Raw genomic sequence first — 25469 nt, forward strand, 5'->3', positions numbered from 1 at the left:
CCTCCCCCCTCGAAGCAGTGCATGTAATTCGAATGAGGCATCACCCGGCCAAAATGCGGCGTTCACGCATGCAAGTAGAATCGTCAACAATCGACTGAACACGCCCGATGGCCCTTCCAATTTCGCGAGGTATACCGATGAAGGTAGCAATTGCTTATATTGAGGAGCCGCCGTTCGGCTGGACGGACGCGGGAGGTATGGCTACTGGCGCCGACATTGATCTTGCCGACGCGGTTCTTCGTGCGATCGGTGTCACCCAGATCGAGCATAACCGAACGACGTTCAGTGAACTGCTGTCCGGAGTCGAAGCCGGCCGGTGGGATATGAACGTTCCGCTCTTCGTTACGCCTGAACGCGCTAACCTGGTTGCGTTCAGCGTGCCCGTGTGGGCGATAGGAGACGGGTTTCTGGTTCGCGCTGGAAACCCGAGAGCGCTCGGCAGTTATGCGTCATTGGCCGAACAACACGATGCGCGCCTCGGCGTCATTGCCGGGCAGGTACAGCATGACTCAGCAAAAACGTCAGGCATAGGTGAGCACCAGATTTCCATCTTCGCGAACCAGGCCGAAGCTATCGAAGCGGTTCGTTCGGGGGAGATCGATGCGTATGCAAGCACCGCCTTGGGAAATCGCATATTGGCGGATCGAATCGGCGGTTCGGTGCTAGTATTCTGTCCCAGAAATAACTTGTCGTAAATTTCGATTGTTCTATGATCAAATCCGGGAGAACAGGAGGCGACCATGGGACGCAAGGGAATCGAGGTTGTGGTGTCGGAACTGGAACGAGAGCAATTGCTGTCAATGAGCCGCTCACGTTCGCTGCCTCATTCTCTGGTCCGTCGTGCAAAGATTGTTTTGATGGCGGCTGATGGCCATACGAGCCAGGAAATTGCGATGCAGTGCGAAGTGACGCCACCGGCGATCACACACTGGAAGAAGCGGTTTGTCGCGCACGGGCTTGCCGGCCTGCATGATGAAGCCCGCCCGGGCCGCCCGCGCACACATGACGATGAGGTGGTAGCGGAACTGCTCGCCAGGGTACTGCATGAGAAGCCGAACGGGGCGACGCACTGGAGCGTGCGTTCCGCTGCTGCGCAGACAGGGATTTCAAAGAGTTCGGTGGCCCGATATCTATCGCTGTTCGGTGTGCAGCCCCATCGTTCAAAGAGCTTCAAACTGTCTACCGATCCGTACTTCGTCGAGAAGGTGCGCGATATTGTCGGGCTGTACCTGAGCCCACCGATCAATGCCCTGGTGCTGTGCGTGGACGAGAAGAGCCAGTGCCAGGCGCTGGAGCGTACGCAGCCGATGTTGCCGATGGGGTTAGGCTATCTCGAAGGGGTGACGCATGATTACGTCCGGCATGGCACCACGACCCTGTTCGCTGCGCTCAACACTGCAACAGGGGAAGTCATTGCGCAATGCAAGCCGCGCCACCGGCATCAGGAATTTCTGGCGTTTCTCAGGCATATTGACCTGGCGGTGCCGGCCAATCTCGATGTGCATCTGATTGTCGATAACTATGCGACACACAAGCATCCGAAGGTCAAGGCATGGCTGGCCAGGCACACGCGCTACCACATGCATTTCACGCCGACCTACTCGAGCTGGCTCAATCAGGTTGAACGCTGGTTTGGCCTGATTACGCAGCAGGCGATCCGTCGAGGGTCGTTCAGGAACGTGCGCCAACTCATTGCCGACATCGAGCGTTACATCGAGCAATACAACGAGCACAAGCGGGCTTTCGTCTGGACCGCGACAGCCGATTCCATTCTCCGGAAAGTGGCTCGGTTATGCAAAGTTATTTCTGGGACAGAATACTAGAAGCCGTTGAGCACCAACTGGGAACGAATGGCAAGCAACAAAAACTCCCATTCGGAGCATTCTCCTTTAACAGAAGAAACAGCGATCTGCGCAATGCAGTCAGCGCGCAACTTCGTTTGTATCTCGGCTCACCAAATCATCGTGCTCGCATGGCACGATTTGGCCTGACGCATAACGAGATCAATCCCGCACTCGACCAGTAAGCAGGGGATGACCTTCGCCCACTTTGCGTCATTGGGGTCAACGACCAAGATCGTCGACGATTACCATCGAGTTCCTTCAATCCGCCTGTTCCTGACGGAATAGATGCGAACAATGGGGGAGACGCATGCCGACGAACGACACAGTTGCACTCATCGTAGATCCCGATTTCGGCTCTCGTATTCAAGAAGTGGCGGCGAGAATGCGACACACATGGGTCGTTGCTACTCCTGTGAATGTTGCCGCTGCCGGGCAAATCTGGAAAGCATCTCCGAACTGGCCTGGCCTCAACATGGAGGGTGGCGTTACCACGTTCATTCAATATGGGGCGGATCGAGAAAACTGGTGCGAGGTGATTCTCGATTCCGTAGATGATCACCACAACTGTCACTCACACGATCCGAGCTATCCGCACCTTGCGGCCGATGCGCCCTTGTACCCGCGTCGTCGCCGCGACCGGTCGGATGAATCCATACTGGGTTCCTTTACGCGCGGTAACCTGATTCCTGTATCAAGCTCGTCAAGTACGGGCGAGCGCTGCTTCACTGCTTCGCCTCCATTGGCTGGCCAAGCACGAATTGGCCGCCCTGGAAGCGTTGTGCGGGATCGTCGCGCGAGTCGCTCGGTGCGGTCGCAGGGAAACGTTCCGCGAACTTCGCAGCGCTGTCGCGCGGGTTGAAGCCGAGGAAGCTGGCTTTCGTGTTGTCCCACCACTTGACCGGATTGTTCGATGCGCCGTACACGACCACGTGCCCGACGCAGTGCGTGAACAGCGAGCAGCGCACCAGTTCAATAAAGTCGCGATAGCTCAGATACGTGACGAGCATGCGCGGGTTCTTCGGCTCTTCGAACGAAGAGCCGATTCGCAGGCACACCGTTTCGATGCCGAAACGATCGTAGTAATAGCGCGAGAGCGCCTCGCCGAAGCACTTGGTCACGCCGTAGAGACTGTCCGGGCGCTGCGGTGCATCGGCGTCGAGCATTTCTGTGACCGGATGGAAACCGATCGCATGATTGGAGCTCGCGAACACGACGCGCTTCACGCCGTGCTTGCGCGCTGCCTCATATACGTTGTATGTGCCGGCAATGTTCGCTCCGAGCAGATCCTCGAACGGGGCGTCGACGGAGATACCGCCGAGATGCACGATCGCATCGACGCCCTCGACAAGTTGCATCACCGCCGGCCGGTCCGCCAGATCGACGACGCTCGTTTCCTCGTGCGGCGCAGGTTCGCCGAGCTTCGCGATGTCGCTCACGCGCACGACATCGGCCCAATTGGCGAGCGCGCCGCGCAGCTGGCGGCCCAGGTTGCCGGCGGCGCCGGTAAGAAGCAGGCGCCGGAACGGCTTGAACGACGGTACGACTGTTGGGTTCATAAAAAACTCCTGAAAAATGACTGATGGAAAACGTTTTCTAAACGAGAACAACGGAGGAGATTCAGCATCAATTGCCCGATACACGGCTATCAGACGGCGATTACGCCAAATGGCATTCGCCCGCCTGACCGCGCTTTCTGCGACAATCGGTAAACAAAAGAGAAAACGTTACCTTTTGCATGAAAAAACTTTCCCCAACTATTCGCGACGTCGCTGCAGCTGCCGGCGTGTCGGTCGCCACGGTGTCGAAGTACATGAACGGTGCGCAGCGCTTCTCCGCACCGGTCGAGGCGCGCCTGAAGGCTGCGATCGAGGAACTCGGCTACCGCTCGAATCCGCTGGCGCGATCAATGATCACCGGCCGCTCCCGCACCATTGGGCTGACCATTCTTGACATCAGCAATCCGCACTTCACGAACGTCGTGAAAGGCGCCAACCGCGTCGCGCTGCGGCACGACTACACGCTGCTGCTCGTCGACACCGACGAAAACCAGACGCGTGAGCGCACGCTGATCGAAGCGCTCGCGCAGCGGGTCGACGGCCTGATCGTCAGTTCGCGGATGCCCGACAATGACGCGCAGTGGTTGCTCGATCTCGGCAAGCCAGTCGTGCTGTTGAGACGTAGCGACGCGCTGCAGATCCCGAGCGTCGGCATCGACAACCGGCTCGCAACCTACATGCTCGCGCGGCATCTGCTCAACCTCGGGCATCGTCACATCGCCTACCTCGGTTTTGGGAAGGCACGCATCAACGACGAGCGCATTCGCGGCGCGCGCGAATGTCTGGAGGAGGCGGGCCTCACGCTCGACGTGTACGACGCTCACGCGCCGACGGCGCAGGCAGGCGAGGACGCGTGCTCGCGCGTGATGCTCGGTCCGCGCAGGCCGCAGGCGGTGATCTGCTACAACGACCTGATCGCGCTCGGCTTCATGAAAGAGGCGGCGTCGCTCGGCATCAAGGTGCCGCAGGATCTCTCGGTGACTGGCGTCGACAACGTCCCGTACGGCGAGTACGCAGCGCCCGCGCTCACGACCGTCGATATTCAGAGCGAGAAGATGGGCGAGCTCGCGATGCAAAAACTCATCGACGCGCTCGCGGGCCATGCGGAGGCTGGGCATTCGACGTTCGAGCCGAGGCTCATCGTCCGTGAGTCGACAGCGGCCCGCGGCTGACGCGCCTCGCGCTTTCACGCGTCAAGCTTCGCGGGCGTCATGCGCGGCGTCAGCATCTGCATGACGGCAAGCGCGACGAGATAGGCGAGCGCGCCGATCGCGAACAGTACCCAGTAGTGGCCCGTGCGTTGCAGGACCTGTCCGATCACTTCCGAGAACAGCACCGCGCCGATCGAACCCGCCATCCCGCCGATCCCCACAACCGCGCCCAGCGCGCGCTTCGGAAAGAGATCAGACGCCGTGGTGAAAAGATTCGCGGACCAGCCTTGATGTGCGGCTGCGGCCAGTCCGACGATCGCGACGGCGCCCCAAAGATTATCGACCTGTGAGACGAACGCGATCGGCAGCACGCAGCACGCGCAGATCAGCATCGCCGTCTTGCGCGCGGCGTTCACGCTCCATCCGGAACGCAAGAGCGCCGAAGAGAGCCAGCCGCCGCCGATACTGCCGACGGTCGTCATCGCATAGATGCAGACGAGCGGCAGGCCGATGTGCTGCATGTCCATGCCGCGCGACTCGTTAAGCCACTTCGGTAGCCAGAACAGATAGAACCACCACACCGGGTCAGTCAGGAACTTGCCGATCAGGAACGCCCACGTCTCGCGCTTTCTGATCAACGCGCCCCAGCCCGGCGCGCGAGCGTTCACGTTGACGGCATCGAGCGCCTCGACTTCGTCCTGTCCGTCCTCCACCGAACTCGTGTCTGCGGACCGGTAGAGCACGAGCCATACGGCCAGCCAGACGAGGCCCACCGCCCCGATGATCACGAACGCCGCGCGCCAGCCGAACGCCAGCGCAAGCGGCGGGATGATTGCGGGCGCGAACACTGCACCGATATTCGCGCCAGAGTTGAAGATGCCGGTCGCAAGCGCACGCTCGCGCGGCGGGAACCATTCTGCCGTCGTCTTGATGGCGGCCGGGAAGTTACCGCCCTCGCCGATGCCGAGCAGCGCACGCACCATGGCAAAGCCGGCCACCGAGCCGACCGCCGCATGCAACACCGCAGCCGCGCTCCAGATCAGCATTGCAAGCGCGTATGAAATGCGCGTGCCCAGCCAGTCGACGATCCGGCCGAAGCACAGAAGGCCGACCGCGTAGAACGCCGAGAAGGCGATCACGATGCGGCCGTACTGCACCTGGGTCCAACCAATGTCGTGCTGCAGCACCGGCGCGAGCAGACCGAGAATCTGGCGGTCCATGTAGTTGATTACGGTGGCGAAGAAAAGCAGCGCGCAGACCGTCCAGCGGTAACCGCTGGCAGCGGTGCGTGCGCGTCTGATGACGGCGGTTTGCATGTGAGTCTCCGTTGCGCGGCGGCGCTCGTCGCGTCGCGCTATATGTCATTGAAGGCGGGGAGCACCGAGGTCGCTACGCGCGCCGAAGCAGGTGTGCCACATCACGAGCACGTCAATTTAGGAAAACGTTTTTCTAGAATAGAAGTATTGTTACTCTCTGTCTAGTCCTTAGTTTACCTAGTCTTGCGCACTGTGATTCAGTGATGGGACCATTTAGCCCCGAAGTCGAGTTAATCGTTTTCGTTCTCATGCGCAGCGGCCTCGGCAGATCGGGACGGCGCGGAGATCAGGCGGACTGGCGGGGCACGGTTGGGTCGTGTCGGCGCGAACAGATTGAAACGACGGCGAGCGGATTTTTCTTAGGGTTTTTACTGGCTTCCGTCGAGCCAATGCCTGACGAACAGCCGGACACGCTTGTGAAGTTGCTAGTTTCAGCATCGATCCACTTACAATCAGGAGACAAAAAATGCATTCGTCAAGAAAATCATCCGTTATTTTTGCGGCCAGTACACTGACGTTCCTTCTCGTCAGTGCTTGCGGAGGCGGCCTGGATGATGGTCCGAAAAATCCAGTTTCTTCTGCGTCCACCGTGTCTCTTCACGGAATAGTTTATGGAGCGACGGATACGAGCGTCCCGTCAGGAGCAGGCGTATCCATAACCATGATGGGGCAGATGAGAGCGCTCTTCGATCTCATCAAGAAAGCGCCTGATTTCACACAAGTGGTGATGGATCTGGGCGACGGCAGCCCGGTCCATGTGCTCGATACCAATACGGGCGATAAATTTCTGCCTGGCAAACTGGCGCTCGGCCTGTCGTACATATTGATCGATATGAAAGCGAAAGGGGATCCGAAATACGCGGATTACCTCGCGACGTATCAGAAAATAACGACCGCCATGATGGCGCAGACGAGCAGCGCCAACTACACGTACGCAAATACATCCTGGGGCGAGTACTACTACCTCGTTGCGCTCAATAATTTCAAGGCGCACGGCATGCTCAACGAAGTCTTCAGTGACGCAATGCTAGCTACGCTGCAAAATCGCCTGACCTTCTGCGACATGTTCGGCGCGGATGCGAGCGGCACGAAGAACACGTGCCCCGCCACAGGTGTGCCGGTCAACGTTGCATCGCTCAATACGGCGCAGAATTACTATGCCGTCTCTTACGGTATCGCAGGGCTGAGACAGAAACTCGGATGGAGCAATCCGGTTTTCTTTTCCGCCACCGACCCGGCTGTGGCATCGATGGGCGCGCGCGACGCGCTGCTGTACACGCTCACGAATCACATTAGAAAGGACTCGTCCGGCGGCTTTTCCGACGAGGCCTCGAACACCCATACAACCTATTATGATCAGGCACGCTTCGATCGGTACAGCACGCTGCTAATTGGCGAAGTCGTTGAGCGAACGTTCGAAATGGGCAATGAGGCCAATCTCACGCCCGAATTGAAATCCTATCTGCGCAAGTCAGTCGATCTCATTCTTCCGCAGCTCAACGCAGACGGCCAGGGTTTCAACTACGGCAGGTCCATCGGGCCGTACGGGGACTCAGCCTTTATGGAAATCCTGACTGCTGCTGCAAATGCTGGCGTACTGTCCGCTCAGGAAATGGAGGTGGCCTATTCGTTCATCTACAAGGCGGCCTATCGTTTCGACACGTTCTGGTACGACCCGACCTTGCCGACTCCGTCCGTGAACATGTGGGTCAAGGGCCGCGGCACCGACGCGTATCGCGGCAAGCCCCGCGTGATGGGCGAGAACTTCAGCCTGCTGCACCAGTACATGTATGTGAACGCGTGGTGGGACAAGCTCGGTTTCAACGGCAAAGCGCCGATGTCCGATTCCGACCTGCAAGCGTGGCTGAATACAAAGCCGCATTACACGCTCACCTGGTACAACTTGCCCACCGATACCGCGCATCCGTATAGCGCCGCGCTCATCACCGTGCGCGACGGCAAGCGGGTCATCAATCTGAATCTGAGCCAGGCACCCGACTACAATTCGTACACGCCCTATTACCCGACGCCGTTCTCCGACAACCTGATTTATGGCACAACGGATCTGGGCTATGCGTTGCTGATTCCGCAAGTTTCCTATAACGGGAAAACCTACATTCCGGTCACGTATTATAAGAACCTGAATGTTCAGGAAAACAACGGCCAGGTGGTCGTCTCTTTCGACACGACCAAGTTCCGGCAGGCCGTTAAGAATGCAACCTATGCCACGGATATCGACCTGCAGGTCCACACGGTTCTAACGTTTGGTCAAGGCACACTGACGCGAACCGATACGCTGAGTTCTGGGACGTTGACCGGCGCCATCGCGGTCGAGACGGACTTCACGTCCTTTGCGGATTTCCAGAACACCATGAATAGCGATGGTTTCTCGGTTAAGTACGCCAATAGTAATGCGACCAGCTATGGCACGACGGGTTTTGACGGTTGCGTCCTGTCTAACTTCGAAATGGCGGCCGGGGTAACCAATCCGTTGTCGACCACTCCGATCGGGCAGTTGCATTCGAACTTTGCCTGTACGACACGCCCCTTCGCGCTCAACGCGGGAAGTAATCGTACGTTCAGCTGGACACTGAAGTACGCCGGGTCGAATTGATCCTATGAAGTGCGCCGGCCTTTTAAGGGCCGGCGTTGCCTCGCAAAGCTCGAAGAAGGACTGTTCGTTACTCAAAAGCGGTCAGCGGTCCGAACGGTTCGATCGGCTGGTGCGGGGCGACAAGAGGCGGTCATGCCTGCCCGGGACAACGGCCCCTCACGTCAAACCGCTAGAATCTGACATCAGCGCCCTTCAAGTGCGCACGCCTCCCCCTCAATCCCGACCTTCACGCCATGGCCCGCATTCAGCTGCAGTTTCCCGAAGACCAGTTTTACTACTCGACGCATCTCACGGTGCGCGTCACCGACATCAACGGCGCGAACCACCTCGCGAACGATTCGATGATCTCGATGATTTCCGAGGCCCGCGCACGCTTCCTGTTCGACGCCGGCATCGAGGACATGAAGGACGTGCACACGAGCATCATCGTGACCGATCTCGCCACGACCTATCGCGCTGAAGCCTACGCGCGCGACCAACTGTGCTTCGAAGTCGGCATCATGGATTTCAACAAGTATGGCGGCGACATCATCTTCCGCATCACGCGGCCGGTAGATGGCGCGCTTATCGCGATGGCGAAGTCGGGTTTCGTGTTCTTCAACTACGAGATGAAAAAGGTCGTGCCGATGCCGCAGGCGTTCCGCGGCAAGTTTCCGAACGTGAACACTGTCGACTGACGTTTCCGGTTCGCTCCGGTGTGGCTGGAGGGTCGATCATAGATAAGGTTGCGCAAGAGAATAAAATCAGGACCTGGTCGAGTTCAGCCTTTGATCAGTTTCGCCGTGATACCGCCAATCAGGGTATTGAAAGCAAACACATTGCCTCTCAAAACCACATGAAAACGTTCATATCGGCCGTTCTGTTGTGCCTATCTACGACAATCGCGCACGCCGCGGGAGTAAAGTTCGTTCAGATTCCGCCTGATGCCAACGGCCCGGCGTTAAGAGCGATAGTGTGGACGCCGTGCGCAGCGCCTGCCCAAGAGGTACCGATCGGGCCATATGTTCTGAAGGGGCGGCGCGACTGTCCGACCGTTGGCGAAAAGCTTCCCCTGGTTGTCATTTCACATGGCCATGGCGGATCGTTCCTTGGCCACCATGACCTTGCCGAGACGCTTGCCGACGCGGGCTTTGTCGTCGCAGCAATCAATCATCCAGGCGATACATTCTCTGATTCGAGTCGCGCGGGCGAGATGTCCGAGTTCGTCGAGCGGCCGACCGACATAAAACGTCTTATCGATTACATGTTGAGCGCTGCGCCCGACGCAGCCAGAATCGATCCGGAACGGATAGGGTTTTTTGGCTTTTCGCGTGGCGGCTACACGGGCCTGGTGTTGGCCGGCGGCAACCCGGATTTCCTGCACGCCGATGTTTCATGCACGGACCCGAAAGCTCCGATTTGCGAACAGATCCGACGTCGAGAGGTATCCACCGATCCCTTGACTCATGACGCGCGGATCAAAGCCTTTGTCCTGGCGGACCCGCTCAATGTATTCCCAACCTCGGAGAGCCTGAAGAATGTGAAAGCGCCCATTCAGCTTTGGGCGTCTCAGTTCGGCGGCGATGGCGTGCTGCCCCGCAATGCTCCCGCACTCGCCAACGCCCTTCCTCACCGACCTGAATACCATCTTGTTTCCAACGCAGCGCATTTTGCCTTTCTTGCGCCATGCTCCGCGACAATGAAGAACGATGCGCCCGGGCTCTGCGTAGATGCGAACGGCTTCGATCGCACAGCCTTTCACAAGCAGCTTGACGAAATGGCGCTTACGTTTTTTCAAGCGAATGTTCGGTAGATCCCAGCGTGGCCCGCGCTGACCGCGCGTGTCGGATAAGTCCACTCGGCGCACTGCTTCAGGCTCAGCGCTGCCTGCTTCGCTGGTTTGACGTTTGCGCCGCCGACCCGCTCGCATGCCGCAGGCGTAACGGCAGGATTCGTTGATACGCGTCCGATCCGTACCAGGCGCGCGGCGGCGAGATCAGATTGCTATGCCGGCCGTTTCCGGGAATGGAGATCGCAAGACAATCGCGTCATCACGTTCAGGGCCAGTGGTAACCATTGACACCGGAATGCCGACTTCCTGCTGAATCGCTTCAATCAGCGCCACAGCCTGGCGGGGCAACTCGCCATAAGACCGGATGCCCCGGGTCGAACCGTCCCAGCCATCAAAGCGCTTGAGAACCGGCTGCAGCCGCTGCTGCTCGGCGTGGGTGGCCGGCATGTAGTCGATGCGCTTCCCATCAAGCTCGTAGCCTACACATACGTAGATCGAATCGAAGCCGTCGAGTACATCCAGCTTGGTCAGCGCTAGCAGGTTGATGCCGGCGACCTTGGTGCTCTGCCGCAATTGCACAGTGTCCAGCCAACCGCAGCGACGCGGGCGGCCGGTATTGACGCCATACTCGCCGCCGCGCTGCCGGAGCACGTCACCGAGTGTTCCGTCCACTTCGGACGTGAACGGGCCTTCGCCAACACGCGTTGCATAGACCTTGCTGACGCCAAGTACCTGCCCAAGGTGCGAGGGGGCGATGCCGGTGCCACTGGCCGCGCCAGCGGCGACGGTGCTCGACGACGTCACATAGGGATAGCTACCCCAGTCCACGTCAAGCATCACGGCTTGCGAGCCTTCGAATACCGTGCGCTTGCCCGATGAATGGGCGTGGTCGAGCTGTTCCCAGACGCGTCCCATGAACGGCAGGATTCTTGGCGCCATGGCAAGCAGGTCGTTCAACATCCCGTCTCGCTGGAAAGCTTCCAGACCGAGGCCGCGGAACCACGCGTTATGGTACTCAAGCAGTACATCGAGCTTTTGAGCGAGCAGTTCCGGTTCAGCAAGGTCGCAGACGCGCAAGCCTCGGCGCCCAACCTTGTCTTCGTATGCCGGACCGATACCGCGTAGCGTGGTGCCGATCGGCTTGGCGCGCAAGCGTTCCTGAGCGGCGTCGAGCGCGCGATGAACCGGAAGGACAAGCGTGGCCGTCTCAGCGATCTGCAGCACCTCCGGCGTTACGCGGATGCCCAGCGCGGCCATGCGGTCAATTTCCGCCAGCAGCGCCTCAGGGTCAAGGGCGACACCGTTCCCGATCAAACCAAGCTTGCCGCGCACGATCCCGCTGGGAAGCAGCGCCAGTTTGTAGGTCTGACCATTCACCACCAGCGTGTGGCCGGCGTTGTGGCCGCCGTTGTAGCGGGCAACAATGTCCGCTTTCTCCGCAAGCCAATCCACGATCCGGCCTTTTCCCTCATCGCCCCACTGCGCGCCAACCACAACAACATTCGACATACGTTAGTCTTCCTGGTGACTTTATCGAACAGATCGAGAACCAGATCTGCTGCCAACCGGCTCAATATAATGGCCGACGGCAGGCACGAAAATCGATATAAACTCATCATAATTGTCAGGAAAACTCACATAGAGATTCGCCGCATGCCACGTCGTCTGCCACCGTTGAACGCACTGCGCGTGTTTGAAGCCGCCGCCAGGGTCGAGAGCTTTTCAGCTGCAGCCGACGAGCTTTGTGTCACGCACGGCGCCGTGAGCCGGCAAGTGGGACAACTGGAAGCCTGGCTTGGACACGATCTGTTTGAACGCCGCGGCCGAAGGGTCGTACTGACCGCGCCGGGGCGCGCTTACTTGTCGGAGATATCGGCGGCGCTCGACCGCATCGCGCTGGCCACCAATGAACAACTCCGGGTCACGCGACAGCAGATCATCCGGGTCAATGCGCCGACTACTTTCGCGTTGCGATGGCTACTGCCGCAGCTTTCCAACTTCCAACTGACCAATCCCGCGGTGGAAGTCCGGCTGACTACTTCGGATGAACCGATCGAAAAGCTCCGCGACGAATGCGACGTGGCGATTCGCGGCAGTGAGCAGAAACCGGCAGGGTACGTAGTCAACGAATTTCTGTCGGAAGTCCGGCTGCCGGTGTGCTCGCCCAAGGTGTTGGAATCTCATCCGATACACCATGTCTCGGACCTGGCGCATCACACCCTGCTGCACACGGCGACCTATCCCGGCCTTTGGGCCGAATGGCTGGCGGCGTGCGGCAACCCTCGGCTGGCCGCACGCAATTCCCAGCAACTGGACCACTTTTATTTGACCCTGCAGGCCGCCATTGATGGCCTGGGTATTGCGATGGGCCCGACCGCGCTTGTAGCGCTCGATGTCAAGGAGGGTCGGCTCGTGTTTCCGTTCGACGGGCCGGCTCTGCCGGCATGGCGCTACTGCAGCTACGTCCACAATGCACGCCTTGGGGATCCCGCCATCAATATCTTTCTGACGTGGTTACGCGAGCTGGGGCAGCGTTTCTCACGCAATGCATAGTGGGAACTAGTATTCTGTCCCAGAAATAACTTGTCGTAAATTTCGATTGTTCTATGATCAAATCCGGGAGAACAGGAGGCGACCATGGGACGCAAGGGAATCGAGGTTGTGGTGTCGGAACTGGAACGAGAGCAATTGCTGTCAATGAGCCGCTCACGTTCGCTGCCTCATTCTCTGGTCCGTCGTGCAAAGATTGTTTTGATGGCGGCTGATGGCCATACGAGCCAGGAAATTGCGATGCAGTGCGAAGTGACGCCACCGGCGATCACACACTGGAAGAAGCGGTTTGTCGCGCACGGGCTTGCCGGCCTGCATGATGAAGCCCGCCCGGGCCGCCCGCGCACACATGACGATGAGGTGGTAGCGGAACTGCTCGCCAGGGTACTGCATGAGAAGCCGAACGGGGCGACGCACTGGAGCGTGCGTTCCGCTGCTGCGCAGACAGGGATTTCAAAGAGTTCGGTGGCCCGATATCTATCGCTGTTCGGTGTGCAGCCCCATCGTTCAAAGAGCTTCAAACTGTCTACCGATCCGTACTTCGTCGAGAAGGTGCGCGATATTGTCGGGCTGTACCTGAGCCCACCGATCAATGCCCTGGTGCTGTGCGTGGACGAGAAGAGCCAGTGCCAGGCGCTGGAGCGTACGCAGCCGATGTTGCCGATGGGGTTAGGCTATCTCGAAGGGGTGACGCATGATTACGTCCGGCATGGCACCACGACCCTGTTCGCTGCGCTCAACACTGCAACAGGGGAAGTCATTGCGCAATGCAAGCCGCGCCACCGGCATCAGGAATTTCTGGCGTTTCTCAGGCATATTGACCTGGCGGTGCCGGCCAATCTCGATGTGCATCTGATTGTCGATAACTATGCGACACACAAGCATCCGAAGGTCAAGGCATGGCTGGCCAGGCACACGCGCTACCACATGCATTTCACGCCGACCTACTCGAGCTGGCTCAATCAGGTTGAACGCTGGTTTGGCCTGATTACGCAGCAGGCGATCCGTCGAGGGTCGTTCAGGAACGTGCGCCAACTCATTGCCGACATCGAGCGTTACATCGAGCAATACAACGAGCACAAGCGGGCTTTCGTCTGGACCGCGACAGCCGATTCCATTCTCCGGAAAGTGGCTCGGTTATGCAAAGTTATTTCTGGGACAGAATACTAGTCTATGGACGACCTCGTAGAAATCGCTTCCGACCAAATCCCGTTTTTCTTGACCGAACTAGCGCGGAGATCTCGCGCTATGACGCGTTAATCGACAGCTATCAAGTGGCGGCCCTCCTGCCGCCACTCACCAGGGAACAACTCTTCCCAGGTAGTCCAGATAATGCAGCCCGGAGCGCCCTTCATAAGCCTCTATCGTGCTCAGCAAGTTCGGGATGCTTTCCTCGATACTCAGACGCGCGTCAGGACCGCCCATGTCCGTCTTGACCCATCCAGGCGCCATCAACAGCAAGGTTTTCGGATCGTCCTGGTGACGCGCCGCAAAGCTGCGCATAAACATGTTGAGAGCCGCCTTACTGCCCCGGTAGACCTCGTAATTGCCGTTAGTGTTGTTGGTGAGACTACCCTGCCCGGACGACATGACACCGATCGTTCCGGTCGGCCGCACAAGGTCCTGGAACGCCTCGATGATCCTCATCGGACTCAGCGCGTTCGTCACCATGACGCGCACAAATTCATCGGTCGAGACATCGGCGATCGTTTCACGATCGTCGTTTTTTACGCCGGCATTCACGAAAAGCACATCCACTCGTCGATCTTCAAGACGATCGTGTAACGCAGCGACCTGGTCGGGAATCGTGATATCGACTGCTTCAACCTCCAGCGCACCCTGGGTGCTTTCCGAGAGTTGGCGCAGCTTTTCTGTTGAGCCCTCCCTCCCAGTGGCAATCACTCGCCAGCCACGCTTGAGGTATTCCTCGACCATGGCGAATCCGAGCCCGCGGGATGCACCGATGAGGAGGACGGTTTTCTGCGAAGAGTTGTCGTTCATTGATAGCTCCCTGTAGTGAGACCCGAGTGAAACCGATAGAACGTGGATTTGAAGTACCACGCGGCCGGTCACGAGTCGATACATGGAATATATCGATGACCGAGACATGGCGGAAGACGCAGCAGTTGCACTTATAACCTGCACCAAACGCCATGTCTCGACGGATGATGCTACGATCAGGCATGCCCGAACCCGATCTGAATTTACTCATTGCGCTCGACGTATTGCTTGCCGATGGCAGCGTAGCCGGTGCTGCGCGTCGCCTGGGGCTGAGTGCCTCCGCAATGAGCCGAACCCTCACCCGGCTTCGCGAGGCGACCGGTGACCCGCTACTGGTTCGGGCCGGGCGTCGCATGGTATTGACACCCCATGCGGAGGCGCTGCGTCAACGCACGCCCAATGCGGTTCATGAAGCACGTGCCGTCCTTCGTCCCTCAACGACGGAACCGGATTTTTCAACGCTGCAGCGGACCTTTACCATTCGCGCCAACGACGGTTTTGTGGAAGCCTTCGGCGCTTCACTGATCGCTGCGGCGACCGCGGCCGCGCCACTCGTGCGTTTGCGTTTTGCGCCCAAGCTCGAGAAGACGGCGACGTATCTGCGCGAGGGCTCCGCTGATCTTGAGATCGGTGTATTGGGCGAAATGGGTCCGGAAGTCCGCGTGCAGGCACTATTCCGGGATCGCTTTCTTGGTGTGGTCAGACAGGGCCACCCGCTCGCCATGGAGCGCGAGGTGACGCCCGAACGGTACATCGCGTTCGGCCATGTCGTCGCCTCACGACGCGGTCGCACAAGCGGACCGGTTGATGAGGCGCTGGCCGCTTTAGGACTGGAGCGAACGATTGTCGCCGTCGTTCCAGGTTTTCCCGCCGCACTCGCGGTGGCGCGAGCCTCCGACTTGATCGCGCTTGTGCCGGCATCGCTTCTGGGCAAGCAGCCTGAACAGCAAGCATTGCCCGCGTCCGCCACTACGTACTACGCCTTCGAGCTTCCCGTGACGACCGGGGAAATCACGGTGTCGCAGATGTGGCATCCTCGTTTAGAAGTCGATCCTGTGCATCGTTGGCTCCGGCAACTGACGCTAGCTGTATGTCGGGAAAGGCTGTGAAGGCCCAATGTAGTTTGAAGGAAAGGACCTTCCGGTAAGAGCCGGCCTTAAACCCGCTCAACCTCCGTCAACCCGATCCCACGGCGGTACACCACCGAACGCATCGACCAGGAAATCGATCATGGTGCGTATCTTCGCACTCAGGTGCCGACGACTCGGGTACAACGCGAGTACGTCGATGTCAGGCAGGCGATACTCAGGCAATACCTGAACGAGCTTGCCGGCGCGTAGGTCGCTGCCGACCAGAAAGGTGGGCTGCCAGATCACGCCTTGCCCCGCGAGCGCCGCGGCGCGTGCCGTATCACCATTGTTGGTATGCATGTGGCAGTTGACCTTCACGCTATGAGCCGTGTTCTCACTGTCCATCAGTTGCCATTCGTCGCCCGTGGCGGCGTACGAGTATCCGATGCAGCGGTGCTCAAACAAATCCGCCGGCGCCGCCGGGTATCCGCAACGCGCCAGATAGGCCGGCGACGCGCACAGAATGTTTCTCGATGTCGCCAGCTTGCGGGCCGCGTGACTAGTCGAACCGGCGCTTGAAATGCGAATGGCGAGGTCATAGCCTTCCTCGACGATATCGACGACGCGATCAATCAGTGCAACGTCGAGTTCTACCCCGGGGTACTTCCGCATGAACTCGTGCCACAACGGCGCCAGATGCAGAATGCCGAAGCTAACGGGCGCATTGATGCGCAGCCGTCCGCGCGGCTCGACCGATGCAGATGAAACAAGCCCCTCGGTCTCGGCGACGTCGTCGAGGATCGACTTGCAGCGCGCGTAAAGAGTCTCGCCGCCCTCGGTGAGCGACAGCTTGCGTGAGGTGCGATTCAGCAGGCGCGTGCCGAGATGCGCTTCCAGCTCATTCACGTAGCGGGTCACATTGGCGGGCGACGTCTCGAGCGCGTCCGCCGCACGCGTGAAGCTGCCGCGGCTCACCACGGTCACGAAGACTTCATAAGCGCGCAACCGGTCCATGTGCATCCCCAATCATTCATAAATACTGAATGATATCCCCATGTTTTGTGCCTTCCTGCATTTATCTCTGAAGCCTATATTGCTTCACAAGGACCCGGGCATTGGGCACTGGTCAACAAACTGCAGCAGGAGATTGAACATGGAACGCTTGACAGGAAAAGTCGCCATTGTGACCGGCGCCAGTGCGGGAATTGGCCGTGCCACCGCAAAACTGTTCGCCGCGGAAGGCGCAAAAGTCGTGATCGCGGCGCGCCGTGAAGCTGAACTTGAAACACTCGCTGCCGAGATCGTCAGCGCAGGCGGCGAGGTAGCGTTTCTGGCCGGCGACGTGCAGTCAGAGGACTATGCGAAAGCGCTGGTCGCGCTCGCCGTCAGCCGCTTCGGCCGTCTTGACATCGCCTATAACAATGCCGGCACCCTGGGCGAAATGGGCCCGACCACGGGCATATCCGAGGCCGGCTGGTCGGCCGCATTGGCAACCAATCTGACGAGTGCCTTTTTGGGTGCGAAGCACCAGATCCCCGAGATGGTGAAGCAAGGTGGTGGATCGATCATCTTCACATCGACGTTCGTCGGCTACTCGTTCGCTTTTCCCGGCACTGCGGCATACGCAGCGAGCAAGGCTGGATTGATTGGTTTGACGCAGGCGCTTGCGGCCGAGTACGGACCGCAAGGTGTGCGCGTCAACGCCATTCTGCCCGGCGCCGTGGACACACCTATGTACCGCGACATGAACGACACCGCCGAGTCACAGGCCTTCGTGACCGGCCTGCATGCGCTCAAGCGGGTCGCACGGCCGGAAGAACTCGCCCGTTCGGTGCTTTATCTGGCGTCCGACGACTCGTCCTTCGTGACCGGCACCGCTTCGCTAGTCGATGGCGGTGCATCGATTACGCGTACGTAAACGCCTGCTTGCCGGGAATATCAAGGAATCCAAACCAATCAAGGGCACTCACTGGACTCTCCTTGGCTACGAAGTCGAGCGCGATCTGGTCGCACCACGCGCAGGCCTGCACATCCATACCTTTGGTGCACGCGGCGATGTCATTGACGAAGGAGATCATTCCCGTGACGCCTACGCGCTAAAATCCGGCGATTGGGTACTCGCGCGCCCCGACGGCTATGTCGGGGCGATCGTCGCGACTGAGCAGATAAAATCACTGGAGAATTACGTCCCCATGGTGGGCCAAGGTTAGAAAATGTCAGACATGCTGACCTCCTATTTCTGGAGCGGCGACGCTATCCGCAGTCGGCGCGTGAGCGACATCGTGCTATCTGGCACGGTAGACGTGCCTGTGCCCCCCGCACGTCTGCTTGCAGATTGGGAAAGGGAAATAGCGTCGCACATGGTCCTGGAGCCCGGCGACGTCGAACCCATGCCTTTGCCGCGAGCGCGGGCGCGCTGGCCGGACTACACGCGCTGCGTGCAGGCAATGTCCGATTGGACTGGCGCGCTTGGACTTCCCGCGGTGCTTGCCGCCAGCGACGTCGCCCTCATGGCCTGCCGCGGCGCGAGGTACCACCATGACGGTGCGCAATATGGCGGTGCGGCCTTTTGCAATCTCTTCATGAGCGAGGATAAGGGGCTGGACTTGCATTTTCCCTCTTTGGGTCGGCGCATTCCGTTGACTCGGGGAACGGCGGTGATATTCGACACAGGCCAGCCTCATGGCGTCATTCAGCGTGGCAGCAGCGGTTTTAATGCGGCCGACTTCGCGCCGGACCGGGATTGCCTCCAGATATTTCTGACCTGGGAGCTTCCCATCGAAGATGCCCATGTTGCGCATGCACTTAAGGTTGCCTTCGACATCGCCCCTTCAACCTCGTTGCAACCGGATACAGAGCAAGTCCGCCTGAACGGCGACCCGGTCATTGTGTGTCCGGATTCTGGTCGTTGGTGCCGGGTTGATTAATCGATCGTCCGGGTCACACTGCAGCGTTGCCGGAGAGATGACAGGCTCATGTTCAGCGTGCAATAGGCGCATACAACTAGCGCCCTTGCACGAGGGCCACTGACTGGCGCCACCCACCGCCTGTATGATTGCGGGTTTGCGCCCAGCGAAAGTCCGCGCGGGCGGTTCACGCAGATCGCGCCCGCCCGCTGCCGCTACACGGCGCCACCGTATCCATTCACGACGACCCAAAGGAAGACCGCCATGACGGCCACAACGCAATTCGATCAGGTTTCCGTTATCACACGCGCCAACGTCTACTTCGACGGCAAGTGTGTCTCGCACACTGTGCTCTTCGGCGACGGCTCGCGCAAAACGCTGGGCGTGATCTTGCCCGGCGCGCTCAACTTCGGCACCGACGCGCCGGAACTCATGGAAGTACAGGCCGGCCAATGCCGCATCCGCCTCAAAGGCAGTGACGAGTGGAAGACGTATGGCGCGGGCGAGTCGTTTTCAGTGCCCGGCAAGAGTCGCTTCGATATCGACGTAATCGAAACGCTCGACTACATCTGCAGCTATCTGTAAAGACGGCCGGGCACATAGTGCCCGGCAATCCACGCGACTTCGCGCGCGCGGCAGGACAGGCGTGTAAGCTTGCCTTTGCCTTTGTCGCCAGGGACTTCACGTCAATGCCCTCTTCCATCCGCAACTCGCTCGTCTGGATCTTCGATGCATTCGAGCGCGATTCAACTTTTATCAGCAAACGGATGTTCGGCTGCGATGCCGCCTATATCGACGGCCTGTTGTGTCTGGTTGCCGCCGATCGCGACAAGCCGTGGAATGGTTTACTGGTGTGCACATCGCAGGAGCGCCACGCCGCACTCATTGATGAAATGCCCGCCTTGCGCCCGCATCCGGTGCTTGGAAAATGGCTTTATGTCCCGCAAGACGATCCGGCATTCGAAACCGTCGTGGAAAGGATGACGGCACTCGTTCTCGCACGCGACTCGCGCGTGGGTGTCGAGCCGAAGCCGCGCAAACGTGGCGGCAAATCCACCTTGCCAAAGACATAGCGTATCGCGCTGCCGGCCGCCTTCTTGCGTTGTCAGATTTCCACGCGCGCGCCCAGCTCGATCACCCGATTGGCGGGCAGCTTGAGATACGCCGCAACGTTACCGACGTTGTGCAGCATGACCGAGAACAAACGCTCGCGCCACATCGCCATGCCGCTATCACGTGTGGGCACCAAGGTCGCGCGGCTGAGGAAATAGGACGTCTCCGCTGGTTCGAAGGTCAGGCCACGCGCCTCGCAAATTTTAAGCGCGCACGGCAGATCGACTACGTCCATGAAACCATATGTGATCGTGATCTGGTAGCAGCCCGAATCGAGCGGGCGCACGCTCACGCGCTGATTCGCGGGAACCCACGGTATCTCCTCATTGTTCACCGTCACGAAAACGACGCGTTTGTGTAGCACGTGGTTATGCATCAGGTTGTTGATCAACGAATGCGGCACGCCATCCGCATCGGGCGACAGAAAGATTGCCGTACCGCCGACCCTCGTCGGCGAACGGGCCAGCAGCGTCGTCAGAAAGGACTTGAGCGGCATCGTCCCGGCCCTCACGCGTGCTTCGGCCCGCATCATCTCCCAGCCTCGTCCCCAGGTCGCCATGATCGTGTAGATGATCAGCCCGACCAGAAGCGGGAACCAGCCGCCCTGCATAAGCTTCAGCAAGTTCGCGGAGAAGAACGCCGCGTCGATAATGAAGAAGAATACGGTCGCAGAGACGCAGAGGAACCAGTTGTAATGCCACGCGTAACGAATGACAAAGAACGTCAGGACCGTCGTGATCAGCATCGTGCCGGTGACGGCGATACCGTACGCGGAGCCGAGCGCCGTAGAGGAACCGAAGCCGATCACAGCGGCCACGACGGCAGCCAGTAACGTCCAGTTGATTCCTGGTACGTAGATTTGCCCCATTTCCCTTTCCGACGTGTAGACGACATTCATGCGCGGCAGGAAGCCAAGTTGCATCGCCTGCTTGGTCATCGAATACGTACCCGAAATGACGGCCTGGGACGCGATCACGGTCGCGACCGTCGACAGCGCGATCATCGGAAACAGCGCCCATTGCGGGAATAGCTTGTAGAACGGATTTTGTAGCGCCCCCGGATCGGCAAGCAGCAAAGCGCCCTGCCCCAGATAGTTCAAGGCAAGCGCGGGAAACACCAGGCCGAACCATGTCAGCCGGATCGGCCTCGCGCCGAAATGTCCCATGTCGGCATAGAGCGCTTCCGCGCCCGTCAACGACAAAACGACAGCGCCCAGCGCAACGAACGCCAGCACGCGGTGATGGAGGCAAAATGCCAGCCCTGTGAGTGGATTGAGCGCAACCAGAATCGCGGGCGCCCGCATTACGTTGATGACGCCCACCACGGCAAGTACGATGAACCAGAGCACCATCACCGGTCCGAACACGATGCCGATACCGGACGTGCCGCGCTTCTGCATCAGGAACAGAGTGACCAGTGCAATCAGCGTCACAGGAATCACACAGGTTTTGAGAAACGGTGCCGCGACCTCCAGACCTTCGACCGCGCTCAGCACCGAGATCGCCGGCGTAATCACACTGTCGCCGTAGAAGAGCGCCGCCCCCATGATGCCGACAGCCAGCAACGTACGGCGCAATCGCGGCCGCGCAGCGACCGACGACGCGGCCAGCGCCAGCAACGCCATGATGCCGCCCTCGCCATGATTATTCGCGCGGAGAATCAACGTGACGTACTTGAGCGAGACGACGACAATCAGCGACCAGACGATCAGCGACACGATGCCGACCACGTTCAGCGCATTGAGCGACAGGCCATTGCCCGAATCGAACACGGTCTGCAGCGTATATAGGGGGCTGGTGCCGATGTCGCCATACACGACACCCAGAGCAGCAAGCGCGAGTGCAGGCATCGCCGGCCGGTTATGCCCACGCCCGCCGGAATGCCCCGCATGGGGCACGGCGGATACTGACTGGCTCATGTCTCGCTCCAGTTTCGCGCTCTCGCAGTGCAACACACCGGATAGGCGGTTGCGTGCGGAACGGATTAATGCTTTTATCGGGCCTCGTTTATATCGACGAGTCGCCTGTGCCCCTGTACAACGGCCGGCATCGCCGAAGCAGCGCCCTGTGATGAACCTGCATCTCATTGCCCAGCATGCTTAACGCGACGCCAAATTATTCTGATTGTTCTGATGTTCTGCGCACCCTGCCTTTTGCGGACGTGAATTGCGTCCTCATCTGAAAGACGGGGTGCCACTTATTCAAAATACACCATTGGCCGGTGCGTATAGAAGGAATTGAGCATCAGGTCCGACAGCATGCGACGCGCGATTTTTATTACACCAACCTTTCGTCGCGGTAAGTTCGCACCTGAAAGATCGCTCTCCAGGACGGAAAGCGATCGATTCCGCTCCGGTTGCTTAATGCCCGGACAGCAGAACGTTTGCAATGACACCCGTCGCGATCGCTGCGAGCACATAATCCCCGTTCACGCCCACCCACTGATACCCGCGCGGCGGTGCTTGCAGGCCGTGATCGTGCCAGTTGTCGACAACGTAGTTACGATCGCGGTACTCCGTCGGCAGCCGCTCACCCTTGTGCCAATCGTTGTGGGGAACGGGACCGCCCGGCCCACCCAGAGACGCATCGCGCGGCCCAGGTCCGCGACCGTGTCCATGCTGATCGCCGTGTCCCGGATTGGGTCTGCCGTGCGAAGGCTGGCCGTTGCCGTGATTGTCGTGATTGTCGTCGTGTTGCTGCGCAAACGCGGCGACCGGCGCGCCGAGTAACGACATGATCAACAGCGGTGCGACGAATGTCGATTTCATGACTTTGCCTCCCAAAGAATGGCTCGATAACTGTGTGGTATTCGAAGGTGTATCTGCTGCGAAGCGCCTGCTGCGTGTTGATTGCCTGGCTATGCGACGTGCCTCGCTCATCAACATCCGCAACGTCAGCGCTGGCAAATAATGTCACAAGAACGGCTGTTCGCCAAAACCGCCGTGATTGCTTCACTGACTCAAGTCACGTGACACGGTTTTCCATGATCTTCAGTCGCGGATGTGTGGCCTATCGGTACGCGAGGTGTTCAGTGCGCAAAGCTGATCGGCATGCCGCCGTGCGGATGCGGCACCGTGCCCATCGTGATGCCGTAGATCGCACTCAGCGTGTCGGCGCGCATCATCTCGGCAGCAGCGCCGCTCGCCAGCAGGCGGCCACCTTTCAGCGCGATCATATCGTCACAGAAACGGCCTGCCATATTGACGTCATGCAGCACGACCACAACACCGAGGCCCCGCTCTTCACTGAGTTTGCGCACAAGGCCGAGCACCTCAACCTGATGCGCAATGTCGAGCGCTGAGATCGGTTCATCGAGCAGAAGCCATTCGCTATCCTGGGCAACGAGCATCGCCAGCCATACACGCTGGCGCTCACCGCCGGAGAGGCTGTCGACCGCGCGGTCGGCAAACCCAGTCACCTCGGTCAGCTCCATCGCCTCGCGCACCTTGTCCGAGTCTTGCGCCGAAAAACGACCCAGCGCGCCGTGCCACGGATAACGGCCCAGCGCGACCAGTTCTCGCACCGTCATGCCGTCTGCTGCCGGTAGCTGCTGCGGCAGGTAGGCAATTTTGCGCGCGAGTTCGCGGCCATCCCAATCGGCCAGCCGCTGGCCCGCGAGGTGTATCGTGCCGCCCGTCGGCCGCTGCTGACGCGCAAGCAGCTTGATCAACGTGGACTTGCCCGACCCGTTGTGGCCAATCAGTCCGCACACGCGATGCTTCGGCAAGCTGAGGGAAAGCGGTTGCAACAACGTGCGATTGCCGAGCGCGAACGAGACGTTCTGCAGCGAGAACATAGCGCCCGCGTCAGCTTCGTGCGCGTGATCAGCGGGGGAGATTTTGACATTCATGGGACATCGACATGAAATAGGGAAAAGGGGTGATGCTTCATTGGCCGGACTCCAGCCTCAAACCTGGTTTGCCGGTGCGGACGCGGCCATGCCGCTGTCCTGCACCCGGCCGCCACCCGCTTCCACGAGCTGTCCGTAATCGAGCTTGATGTAACGGTCGGCAAGATGAAAGTAGCGATCGTCATGGGTAATCACCAGAACGGTCTTGCCCTTCGCCTTCAGCTCGGGCAGCAACTGCCGGTAGAACACGTCCTTGAACAGCGGGTCCTGGTCGGCGGCCCACTCGTCAAACACATAGAACGGCCTGTCCTCGAGATACGCCACCAGCAGCGCGAGACGTTTGCGCTGTCCTTGCGAGAGATCGAGTGTCGAGAATGCCGCGTCCTTGATGCTCACCTTGTGGTCGAGCTGCAGGTGTTTCAGGTACGCACGCGCCTTGCCGTCGAGATCGTCGCCGCGCAGGCCCACCAGACTGTCGAACAGGAAGAAGTCGTTGAAGACCACGGAGAAATGCTGCCGATAGACGTCCCACTCCCCTTCGCCGACAGTCTTGCCGTTCAGCAGGATACGACCGCTTTCCGGCGTGTAGAGGCCGACCAGCATCTTGGCAAGCGTCGTCTTGCCGCTACCGTTCCCACCGATGAGGTAAACGATTTCACCCGGCCTGAACGACAGATCGACCGGCCCAAGCGTGAACATGCTGTTCTCTTTTTCGCGGAAATAACGATGCGTCACGCCCTCGAGCACAATGCGCTCGAACGAAGTCGCGGCCGCTGCCGGATGCGCGCGCTCTAACGGCAAGTCGGCGTTGATCTGTTCGATGCGTTCGAGCGCGACGCGCGCCGAACTGACATTCGGAATCGCGGAAAGCAGCGCCTCGATCGGCATGATCATGTACAGGAACACCATCGCGTAACCAGACGCCACATGCAGGTCCACCGGATACAGCCGCGCGACTACGAACAGGGTGATGCCGATGAACGCCAGCAGAATGAAACTCCCCCAGCTCGCCGCGGCTGCATACAGCACGTAGCCGCGGGTGCGCTGCACGCGCACCGCTTCAACGTTGGTGGCCAGCGTATCGTCGATAAAAGTCCGCCGGCGTTCGCGATGCAGCTTCAATTCCTTCGCACCGTCGAATAGCGCGCGGAAGTGTTTGACGAGATCGTCTTCACGACGCCGCGAGGCACGCAGGTGAAAGAGCGCGCGGCCGTTCGCGAACCGGAAGCCGAGCGAACCGATACAAATGGTAAGCAATGCGAATAGCAGAATCTTCCACGACAGATAGCCGAGATACGCGAGGCATCCGGTGATCACCGCGCCTTGCATCGCCAGCGCCGGCATGCTGACGAAGAACACCACGATCTGATCCAGATCGCCCGTGAGCACGGAAATGGAACGGGCCGCGCCTTGCTGCTCCAGATGCCGATAGGACGCGTCACCGATACGGTGGATCGTACGCATGCGCAACGAGGCCTTGGCGCGCTGGCCGAGGTACATGAAAAGCGTTTGTGAGAGCGTGCGCGTGAGCAGCACCACGATGCCGAGCACCAGGAACTGCAGCCCGAGCTCGCCGAGTCGCGTGGGCGATGCACCGAGCGCCTGGTTGATAAGCGCGACGAGCCCGGCATTGCCGAAACCGCTGATCAGACTCGTCACCAGCGCGATAAACAGAATCCCGCGCGAGTGACGGGCGAGTTGCAAAAGCAAAGACATGGAACTCCTGAA

General features: G+C 59.5%; 23 protein-coding genes and 1 pseudogene. 15 read left to right on the top strand and 9 right to left on the bottom strand.

All coding sequences use genetic code 11. From position 1 onward, the window contains the following. Positions 1 to 137: 137 nt before the first annotated feature. From ACUN0E_RS03395 to ACUN0E_RS03405, 3 genes and pseudogenes are all read left to right on the top strand, one after another. Positions 138 to 665: pseudogene (locus ACUN0E_RS03395) on the top strand (transporter substrate-binding domain-containing protein); the annotation flags it as partial. Between the two features lie 75 nt (positions 666 to 740). After that, positions 741 to 1823, top strand: coding sequence for an IS630 family transposase (locus tag ACUN0E_RS03400; RefSeq protein WP_445565654.1), 1083 nt, complete (start codon positions 741 to 743; stop codon positions 1821 to 1823). Beyond that, positions 1793 to 2026 carry a hypothetical protein gene (locus ACUN0E_RS03405; protein WP_445565655.1) on the top strand — a complete coding sequence of 78 codons (234 nt, stop codon included), beginning with the start codon at positions 1793 to 1795 and terminating at the stop codon, positions 2024 to 2026. The genes ACUN0E_RS03400 and ACUN0E_RS03405 overlap by 31 nt, the downstream gene beginning before the upstream one ends. A gap of 540 nt (positions 2027 to 2566) precedes the next feature. On the opposite strand, the gene ACUN0E_RS03410 is transcribed toward ACUN0E_RS03405, so the two are convergent. Next, on the bottom strand, positions 2567 to 3400 hold the full coding sequence (locus tag ACUN0E_RS03410; protein WP_445565656.1) for an NAD-dependent epimerase/dehydratase family protein: 834 nt from the start codon (positions 3398 to 3400) through the stop codon (positions 2567 to 2569). A 179-nt stretch (positions 3401 to 3579) separates the two neighbouring features. Between ACUN0E_RS03410 and ACUN0E_RS03415 the strand changes: the two genes are divergently transcribed. Then, positions 3580 to 4572 carry a LacI family DNA-binding transcriptional regulator gene (locus ACUN0E_RS03415; protein ID WP_408223887.1) on the top strand — a complete coding sequence of 331 codons (993 nt, stop codon included), beginning with the start codon at positions 3580 to 3582 and terminating at the stop codon, positions 4570 to 4572. A gap of 14 nt (positions 4573 to 4586) precedes the next feature. On the opposite strand, the gene ACUN0E_RS03420 is transcribed toward ACUN0E_RS03415, so the two are convergent. Beyond that, positions 4587 to 5867: an MFS transporter gene (locus ACUN0E_RS03420; RefSeq protein WP_445565657.1), complete on the bottom strand. Its 1281-nt coding sequence runs from the start codon at positions 5865 to 5867 to the stop codon at positions 4587 to 4589. Positions 5868 to 6333: 466 nt separating this feature from the next. Between ACUN0E_RS03420 and ACUN0E_RS03425 the strand changes: the two genes are divergently transcribed. From ACUN0E_RS03425 to ACUN0E_RS03435, 3 genes are all read left to right on the top strand, one after another. After that, positions 6334 to 8481: a hypothetical protein gene (locus tag ACUN0E_RS03425; RefSeq protein ID WP_445565658.1), complete on the top strand. Its 2148-nt coding sequence runs from the start codon at positions 6334 to 6336 to the stop codon at positions 8479 to 8481. A gap of 233 nt (positions 8482 to 8714) precedes the next feature. Then, a complete protein-coding gene (locus ACUN0E_RS03430; RefSeq protein ID WP_408223895.1) occupies positions 8715 to 9158 on the top strand; it encodes a thioesterase family protein in 444 nt (147 codons plus the stop codon). A 158-nt stretch (positions 9159 to 9316) separates the two neighbouring features. Then, a complete protein-coding gene (locus ACUN0E_RS03435) occupies positions 9317 to 10273 on the top strand; it encodes an alpha/beta hydrolase family protein (RefSeq protein ID WP_445565659.1) in 957 nt (318 codons plus the stop codon). 183 nt (positions 10274 to 10456) lie between these two features. Here ACUN0E_RS03435 and ACUN0E_RS03440 read toward each other — a convergent pair whose 3' ends face one another. Then, positions 10457 to 11761, bottom strand: a complete 1305-nt coding sequence (locus tag ACUN0E_RS03440) for an adenylosuccinate synthase (protein ID WP_445565660.1) — start codon at positions 11759 to 11761, stop codon at positions 10457 to 10459. A 144-nt stretch (positions 11762 to 11905) separates the two neighbouring features. Between ACUN0E_RS03440 and gcvA the strand changes: the two genes are divergently transcribed. Together gcvA and ACUN0E_RS03450 are read left to right on the top strand one after the other, a co-directional pair. Continuing rightward, the gene (gene gcvA, locus ACUN0E_RS03445; RefSeq protein ID WP_408223904.1) at positions 11906 to 12805 is read left to right on the top strand and encodes a transcriptional regulator GcvA; all 900 of its coding nucleotides are present in this window, start codon (positions 11906 to 11908) and stop codon (positions 12803 to 12805) included. An 84-nt stretch (positions 12806 to 12889) separates the two neighbouring features. Further along, positions 12890 to 13972 (top strand): IS630 family transposase, encoded by a 1083-nt coding sequence (locus ACUN0E_RS03450; protein ID WP_445565654.1) that lies wholly within the window; start codon positions 12890 to 12892, stop codon positions 13970 to 13972. Between the two features lie 126 nt (positions 13973 to 14098). On the opposite strand, the gene ACUN0E_RS03455 is transcribed toward ACUN0E_RS03450, so the two are convergent. Beyond that, complete coding sequence (locus ACUN0E_RS03455; RefSeq protein ID WP_408223907.1) at positions 14099 to 14803, bottom strand: SDR family NAD(P)-dependent oxidoreductase; 705 nt, start codon at positions 14801 to 14803, stop codon at positions 14099 to 14101. A gap of 182 nt (positions 14804 to 14985) precedes the next feature. Between ACUN0E_RS03455 and ACUN0E_RS03460 the strand changes: the two genes are divergently transcribed. Continuing rightward, positions 14986 to 15912: a LysR family transcriptional regulator gene (locus ACUN0E_RS03460; protein WP_445565661.1), complete on the top strand. Its 927-nt coding sequence runs from the start codon at positions 14986 to 14988 to the stop codon at positions 15910 to 15912. Between the two features lie 57 nt (positions 15913 to 15969). Here ACUN0E_RS03460 and ACUN0E_RS03465 read toward each other — a convergent pair whose 3' ends face one another. Next, positions 15970 to 16887 carry a LysR family transcriptional regulator gene (locus ACUN0E_RS03465; RefSeq protein ID WP_445565662.1) on the bottom strand — a complete coding sequence of 306 codons (918 nt, stop codon included), beginning with the start codon at positions 16885 to 16887 and terminating at the stop codon, positions 15970 to 15972. Between the two features lie 139 nt (positions 16888 to 17026). Between ACUN0E_RS03465 and ACUN0E_RS03470 the strand changes: the two genes are divergently transcribed. The 5 genes from ACUN0E_RS03470 to ACUN0E_RS03490 all read left to right on the top strand — a co-directional run bounded on the left by ACUN0E_RS03470 (position 17027) and on the right by ACUN0E_RS03490 (position 19852). Beyond that, positions 17027 to 17791 carry an SDR family oxidoreductase gene (locus ACUN0E_RS03470; protein WP_445565663.1) on the top strand — a complete coding sequence of 255 codons (765 nt, stop codon included), beginning with the start codon at positions 17027 to 17029 and terminating at the stop codon, positions 17789 to 17791. Beyond that, positions 17763 to 18083 (top strand): hypothetical protein, encoded by a 321-nt coding sequence (locus ACUN0E_RS03475; protein WP_445565664.1) that lies wholly within the window; start codon positions 17763 to 17765, stop codon positions 18081 to 18083. Before ACUN0E_RS03470 ends, ACUN0E_RS03475 begins: the two co-directional genes overlap by 29 nt. 3 nt (positions 18084 to 18086) lie before the next feature. Next, the gene (locus tag ACUN0E_RS03480) at positions 18087 to 18800 is read left to right on the top strand and encodes a hypothetical protein (RefSeq protein WP_445565665.1); all 714 of its coding nucleotides are present in this window, start codon (positions 18087 to 18089) and stop codon (positions 18798 to 18800) included. 243 nt (positions 18801 to 19043) lie between these two features. After that, entirely contained in the window at positions 19044 to 19364 is a 321-nt protein-coding gene (gene ppnP / locus ACUN0E_RS03485) for a pyrimidine/purine nucleoside phosphorylase (RefSeq protein ID WP_445565666.1), read from the top strand. A gap of 104 nt (positions 19365 to 19468) precedes the next feature. Continuing rightward, positions 19469 to 19852, top strand: coding sequence for a hypothetical protein (locus ACUN0E_RS03490; protein WP_408223924.1), 384 nt, complete (start codon positions 19469 to 19471; stop codon positions 19850 to 19852). 32 nt (positions 19853 to 19884) lie between these two features. Here ACUN0E_RS03490 and ACUN0E_RS03495 read toward each other — a convergent pair whose 3' ends face one another. The 4 genes from ACUN0E_RS03495 to ACUN0E_RS03510 all read right to left on the bottom strand — a co-directional run bounded on the left by ACUN0E_RS03495 (position 19885) and on the right by ACUN0E_RS03510 (position 25457). Next, entirely contained in the window at positions 19885 to 21810 is a 1926-nt protein-coding gene (locus ACUN0E_RS03495) for a potassium transporter Kup (protein WP_445565667.1), read from the bottom strand. A gap of 441 nt (positions 21811 to 22251) precedes the next feature. Then, on the bottom strand, positions 22252 to 22659 hold the full coding sequence (locus ACUN0E_RS03500) for an RcnB family protein (protein WP_408334141.1): 408 nt from the start codon (positions 22657 to 22659) through the stop codon (positions 22252 to 22254). A gap of 260 nt (positions 22660 to 22919) precedes the next feature. Next, the gene (locus ACUN0E_RS03505) at positions 22920 to 23687 is read right to left on the bottom strand and encodes an ATP-binding cassette domain-containing protein (RefSeq protein WP_408389504.1); all 768 of its coding nucleotides are present in this window, start codon (positions 23685 to 23687) and stop codon (positions 22920 to 22922) included. A 111-nt stretch (positions 23688 to 23798) separates the two neighbouring features. Continuing rightward, positions 23799 to 25457, bottom strand: a complete 1659-nt coding sequence (locus tag ACUN0E_RS03510; protein ID WP_445565668.1) for a cyclic peptide export ABC transporter — start codon at positions 25455 to 25457, stop codon at positions 23799 to 23801. Positions 25458 to 25469: the final 12 nt, after the last annotated feature.

The organism is Paraburkholderia sp. D1E, assembly GCF_052682275.1.

Bases quoted from the DNA above. Each gene is read 5' to 3' on its own strand.
- ACUN0E_RS03400 (WP_445565654.1), top strand. From the start codon at position 741: ATGGGACGCAAGGGAATCGAGGTTGTGGTGTCGGAACTGGAACGAGAG.
- ACUN0E_RS03405 (WP_445565655.1), top strand. From the start codon at position 1,793: ATGCAAAGTTATTTCTGGGACAGAATACTAGAAGCCGTTGAGCACCAA.
- ACUN0E_RS03410 (WP_445565656.1), bottom strand. From the start codon at position 3,400: ATGAACCCAACAGTCGTACCGTCGTTCAAGCCGTTCCGGCGCCTGCTT.
- ACUN0E_RS03415 (WP_408223887.1), top strand. From the start codon at position 3,580: ATGAAAAAACTTTCCCCAACTATTCGCGACGTCGCTGCAGCTGCCGGC.
- ACUN0E_RS03420 (WP_445565657.1), bottom strand. From the start codon at position 5,867: ATGCAAACCGCCGTCATCAGACGCGCACGCACCGCTGCCAGCGGTTAC.
- ACUN0E_RS03425 (WP_445565658.1), top strand. From the start codon at position 6,334: ATGCATTCGTCAAGAAAATCATCCGTTATTTTTGCGGCCAGTACACTG.
- ACUN0E_RS03430 (WP_408223895.1), top strand. From the start codon at position 8,715: ATGGCCCGCATTCAGCTGCAGTTTCCCGAAGACCAGTTTTACTACTCG.
- ACUN0E_RS03435 (WP_445565659.1), top strand. From the start codon at position 9,317: ATGAAAACGTTCATATCGGCCGTTCTGTTGTGCCTATCTACGACAATC.
- ACUN0E_RS03440 (WP_445565660.1), bottom strand. From the start codon at position 11,761: ATGTCGAATGTTGTTGTGGTTGGCGCGCAGTGGGGCGATGAGGGAAAA.
- gcvA (WP_408223904.1), top strand. From the start codon at position 11,906: ATGCCACGTCGTCTGCCACCGTTGAACGCACTGCGCGTGTTTGAAGCC.
- ACUN0E_RS03450 (WP_445565654.1), top strand. From the start codon at position 12,890: ATGGGACGCAAGGGAATCGAGGTTGTGGTGTCGGAACTGGAACGAGAG.
- ACUN0E_RS03455 (WP_408223907.1), bottom strand. From the start codon at position 14,803: ATGAACGACAACTCTTCGCAGAAAACCGTCCTCCTCATCGGTGCATCC.
- ACUN0E_RS03460 (WP_445565661.1), top strand. From the start codon at position 14,986: ATGCCCGAACCCGATCTGAATTTACTCATTGCGCTCGACGTATTGCTT.
- ACUN0E_RS03465 (WP_445565662.1), bottom strand. From the start codon at position 16,887: ATGGACCGGTTGCGCGCTTATGAAGTCTTCGTGACCGTGGTGAGCCGC.
- ACUN0E_RS03470 (WP_445565663.1), top strand. From the start codon at position 17,027: ATGGAACGCTTGACAGGAAAAGTCGCCATTGTGACCGGCGCCAGTGCG.
- ACUN0E_RS03475 (WP_445565664.1), top strand. From the start codon at position 17,763: ATGGCGGTGCATCGATTACGCGTACGTAAACGCCTGCTTGCCGGGAAT.
- ACUN0E_RS03480 (WP_445565665.1), top strand. From the start codon at position 18,087: ATGTCAGACATGCTGACCTCCTATTTCTGGAGCGGCGACGCTATCCGC.
- ppnP (WP_445565666.1), top strand. From the start codon at position 19,044: ATGACGGCCACAACGCAATTCGATCAGGTTTCCGTTATCACACGCGCC.
- ACUN0E_RS03490 (WP_408223924.1), top strand. From the start codon at position 19,469: ATGCCCTCTTCCATCCGCAACTCGCTCGTCTGGATCTTCGATGCATTC.
- ACUN0E_RS03495 (WP_445565667.1), bottom strand. From the start codon at position 21,810: ATGAGCCAGTCAGTATCCGCCGTGCCCCATGCGGGGCATTCCGGCGGG.
- ACUN0E_RS03500 (WP_408334141.1), bottom strand. From the start codon at position 22,659: ATGAAATCGACATTCGTCGCACCGCTGTTGATCATGTCGTTACTCGGC.
- ACUN0E_RS03505 (WP_408389504.1), bottom strand. From the start codon at position 23,687: ATGTTCTCGCTGCAGAACGTCTCGTTCGCGCTCGGCAATCGCACGTTG.
- ACUN0E_RS03510 (WP_445565668.1), bottom strand. From the start codon at position 25,457: ATGTCTTTGCTTTTGCAACTCGCCCGTCACTCGCGCGGGATTCTGTTT.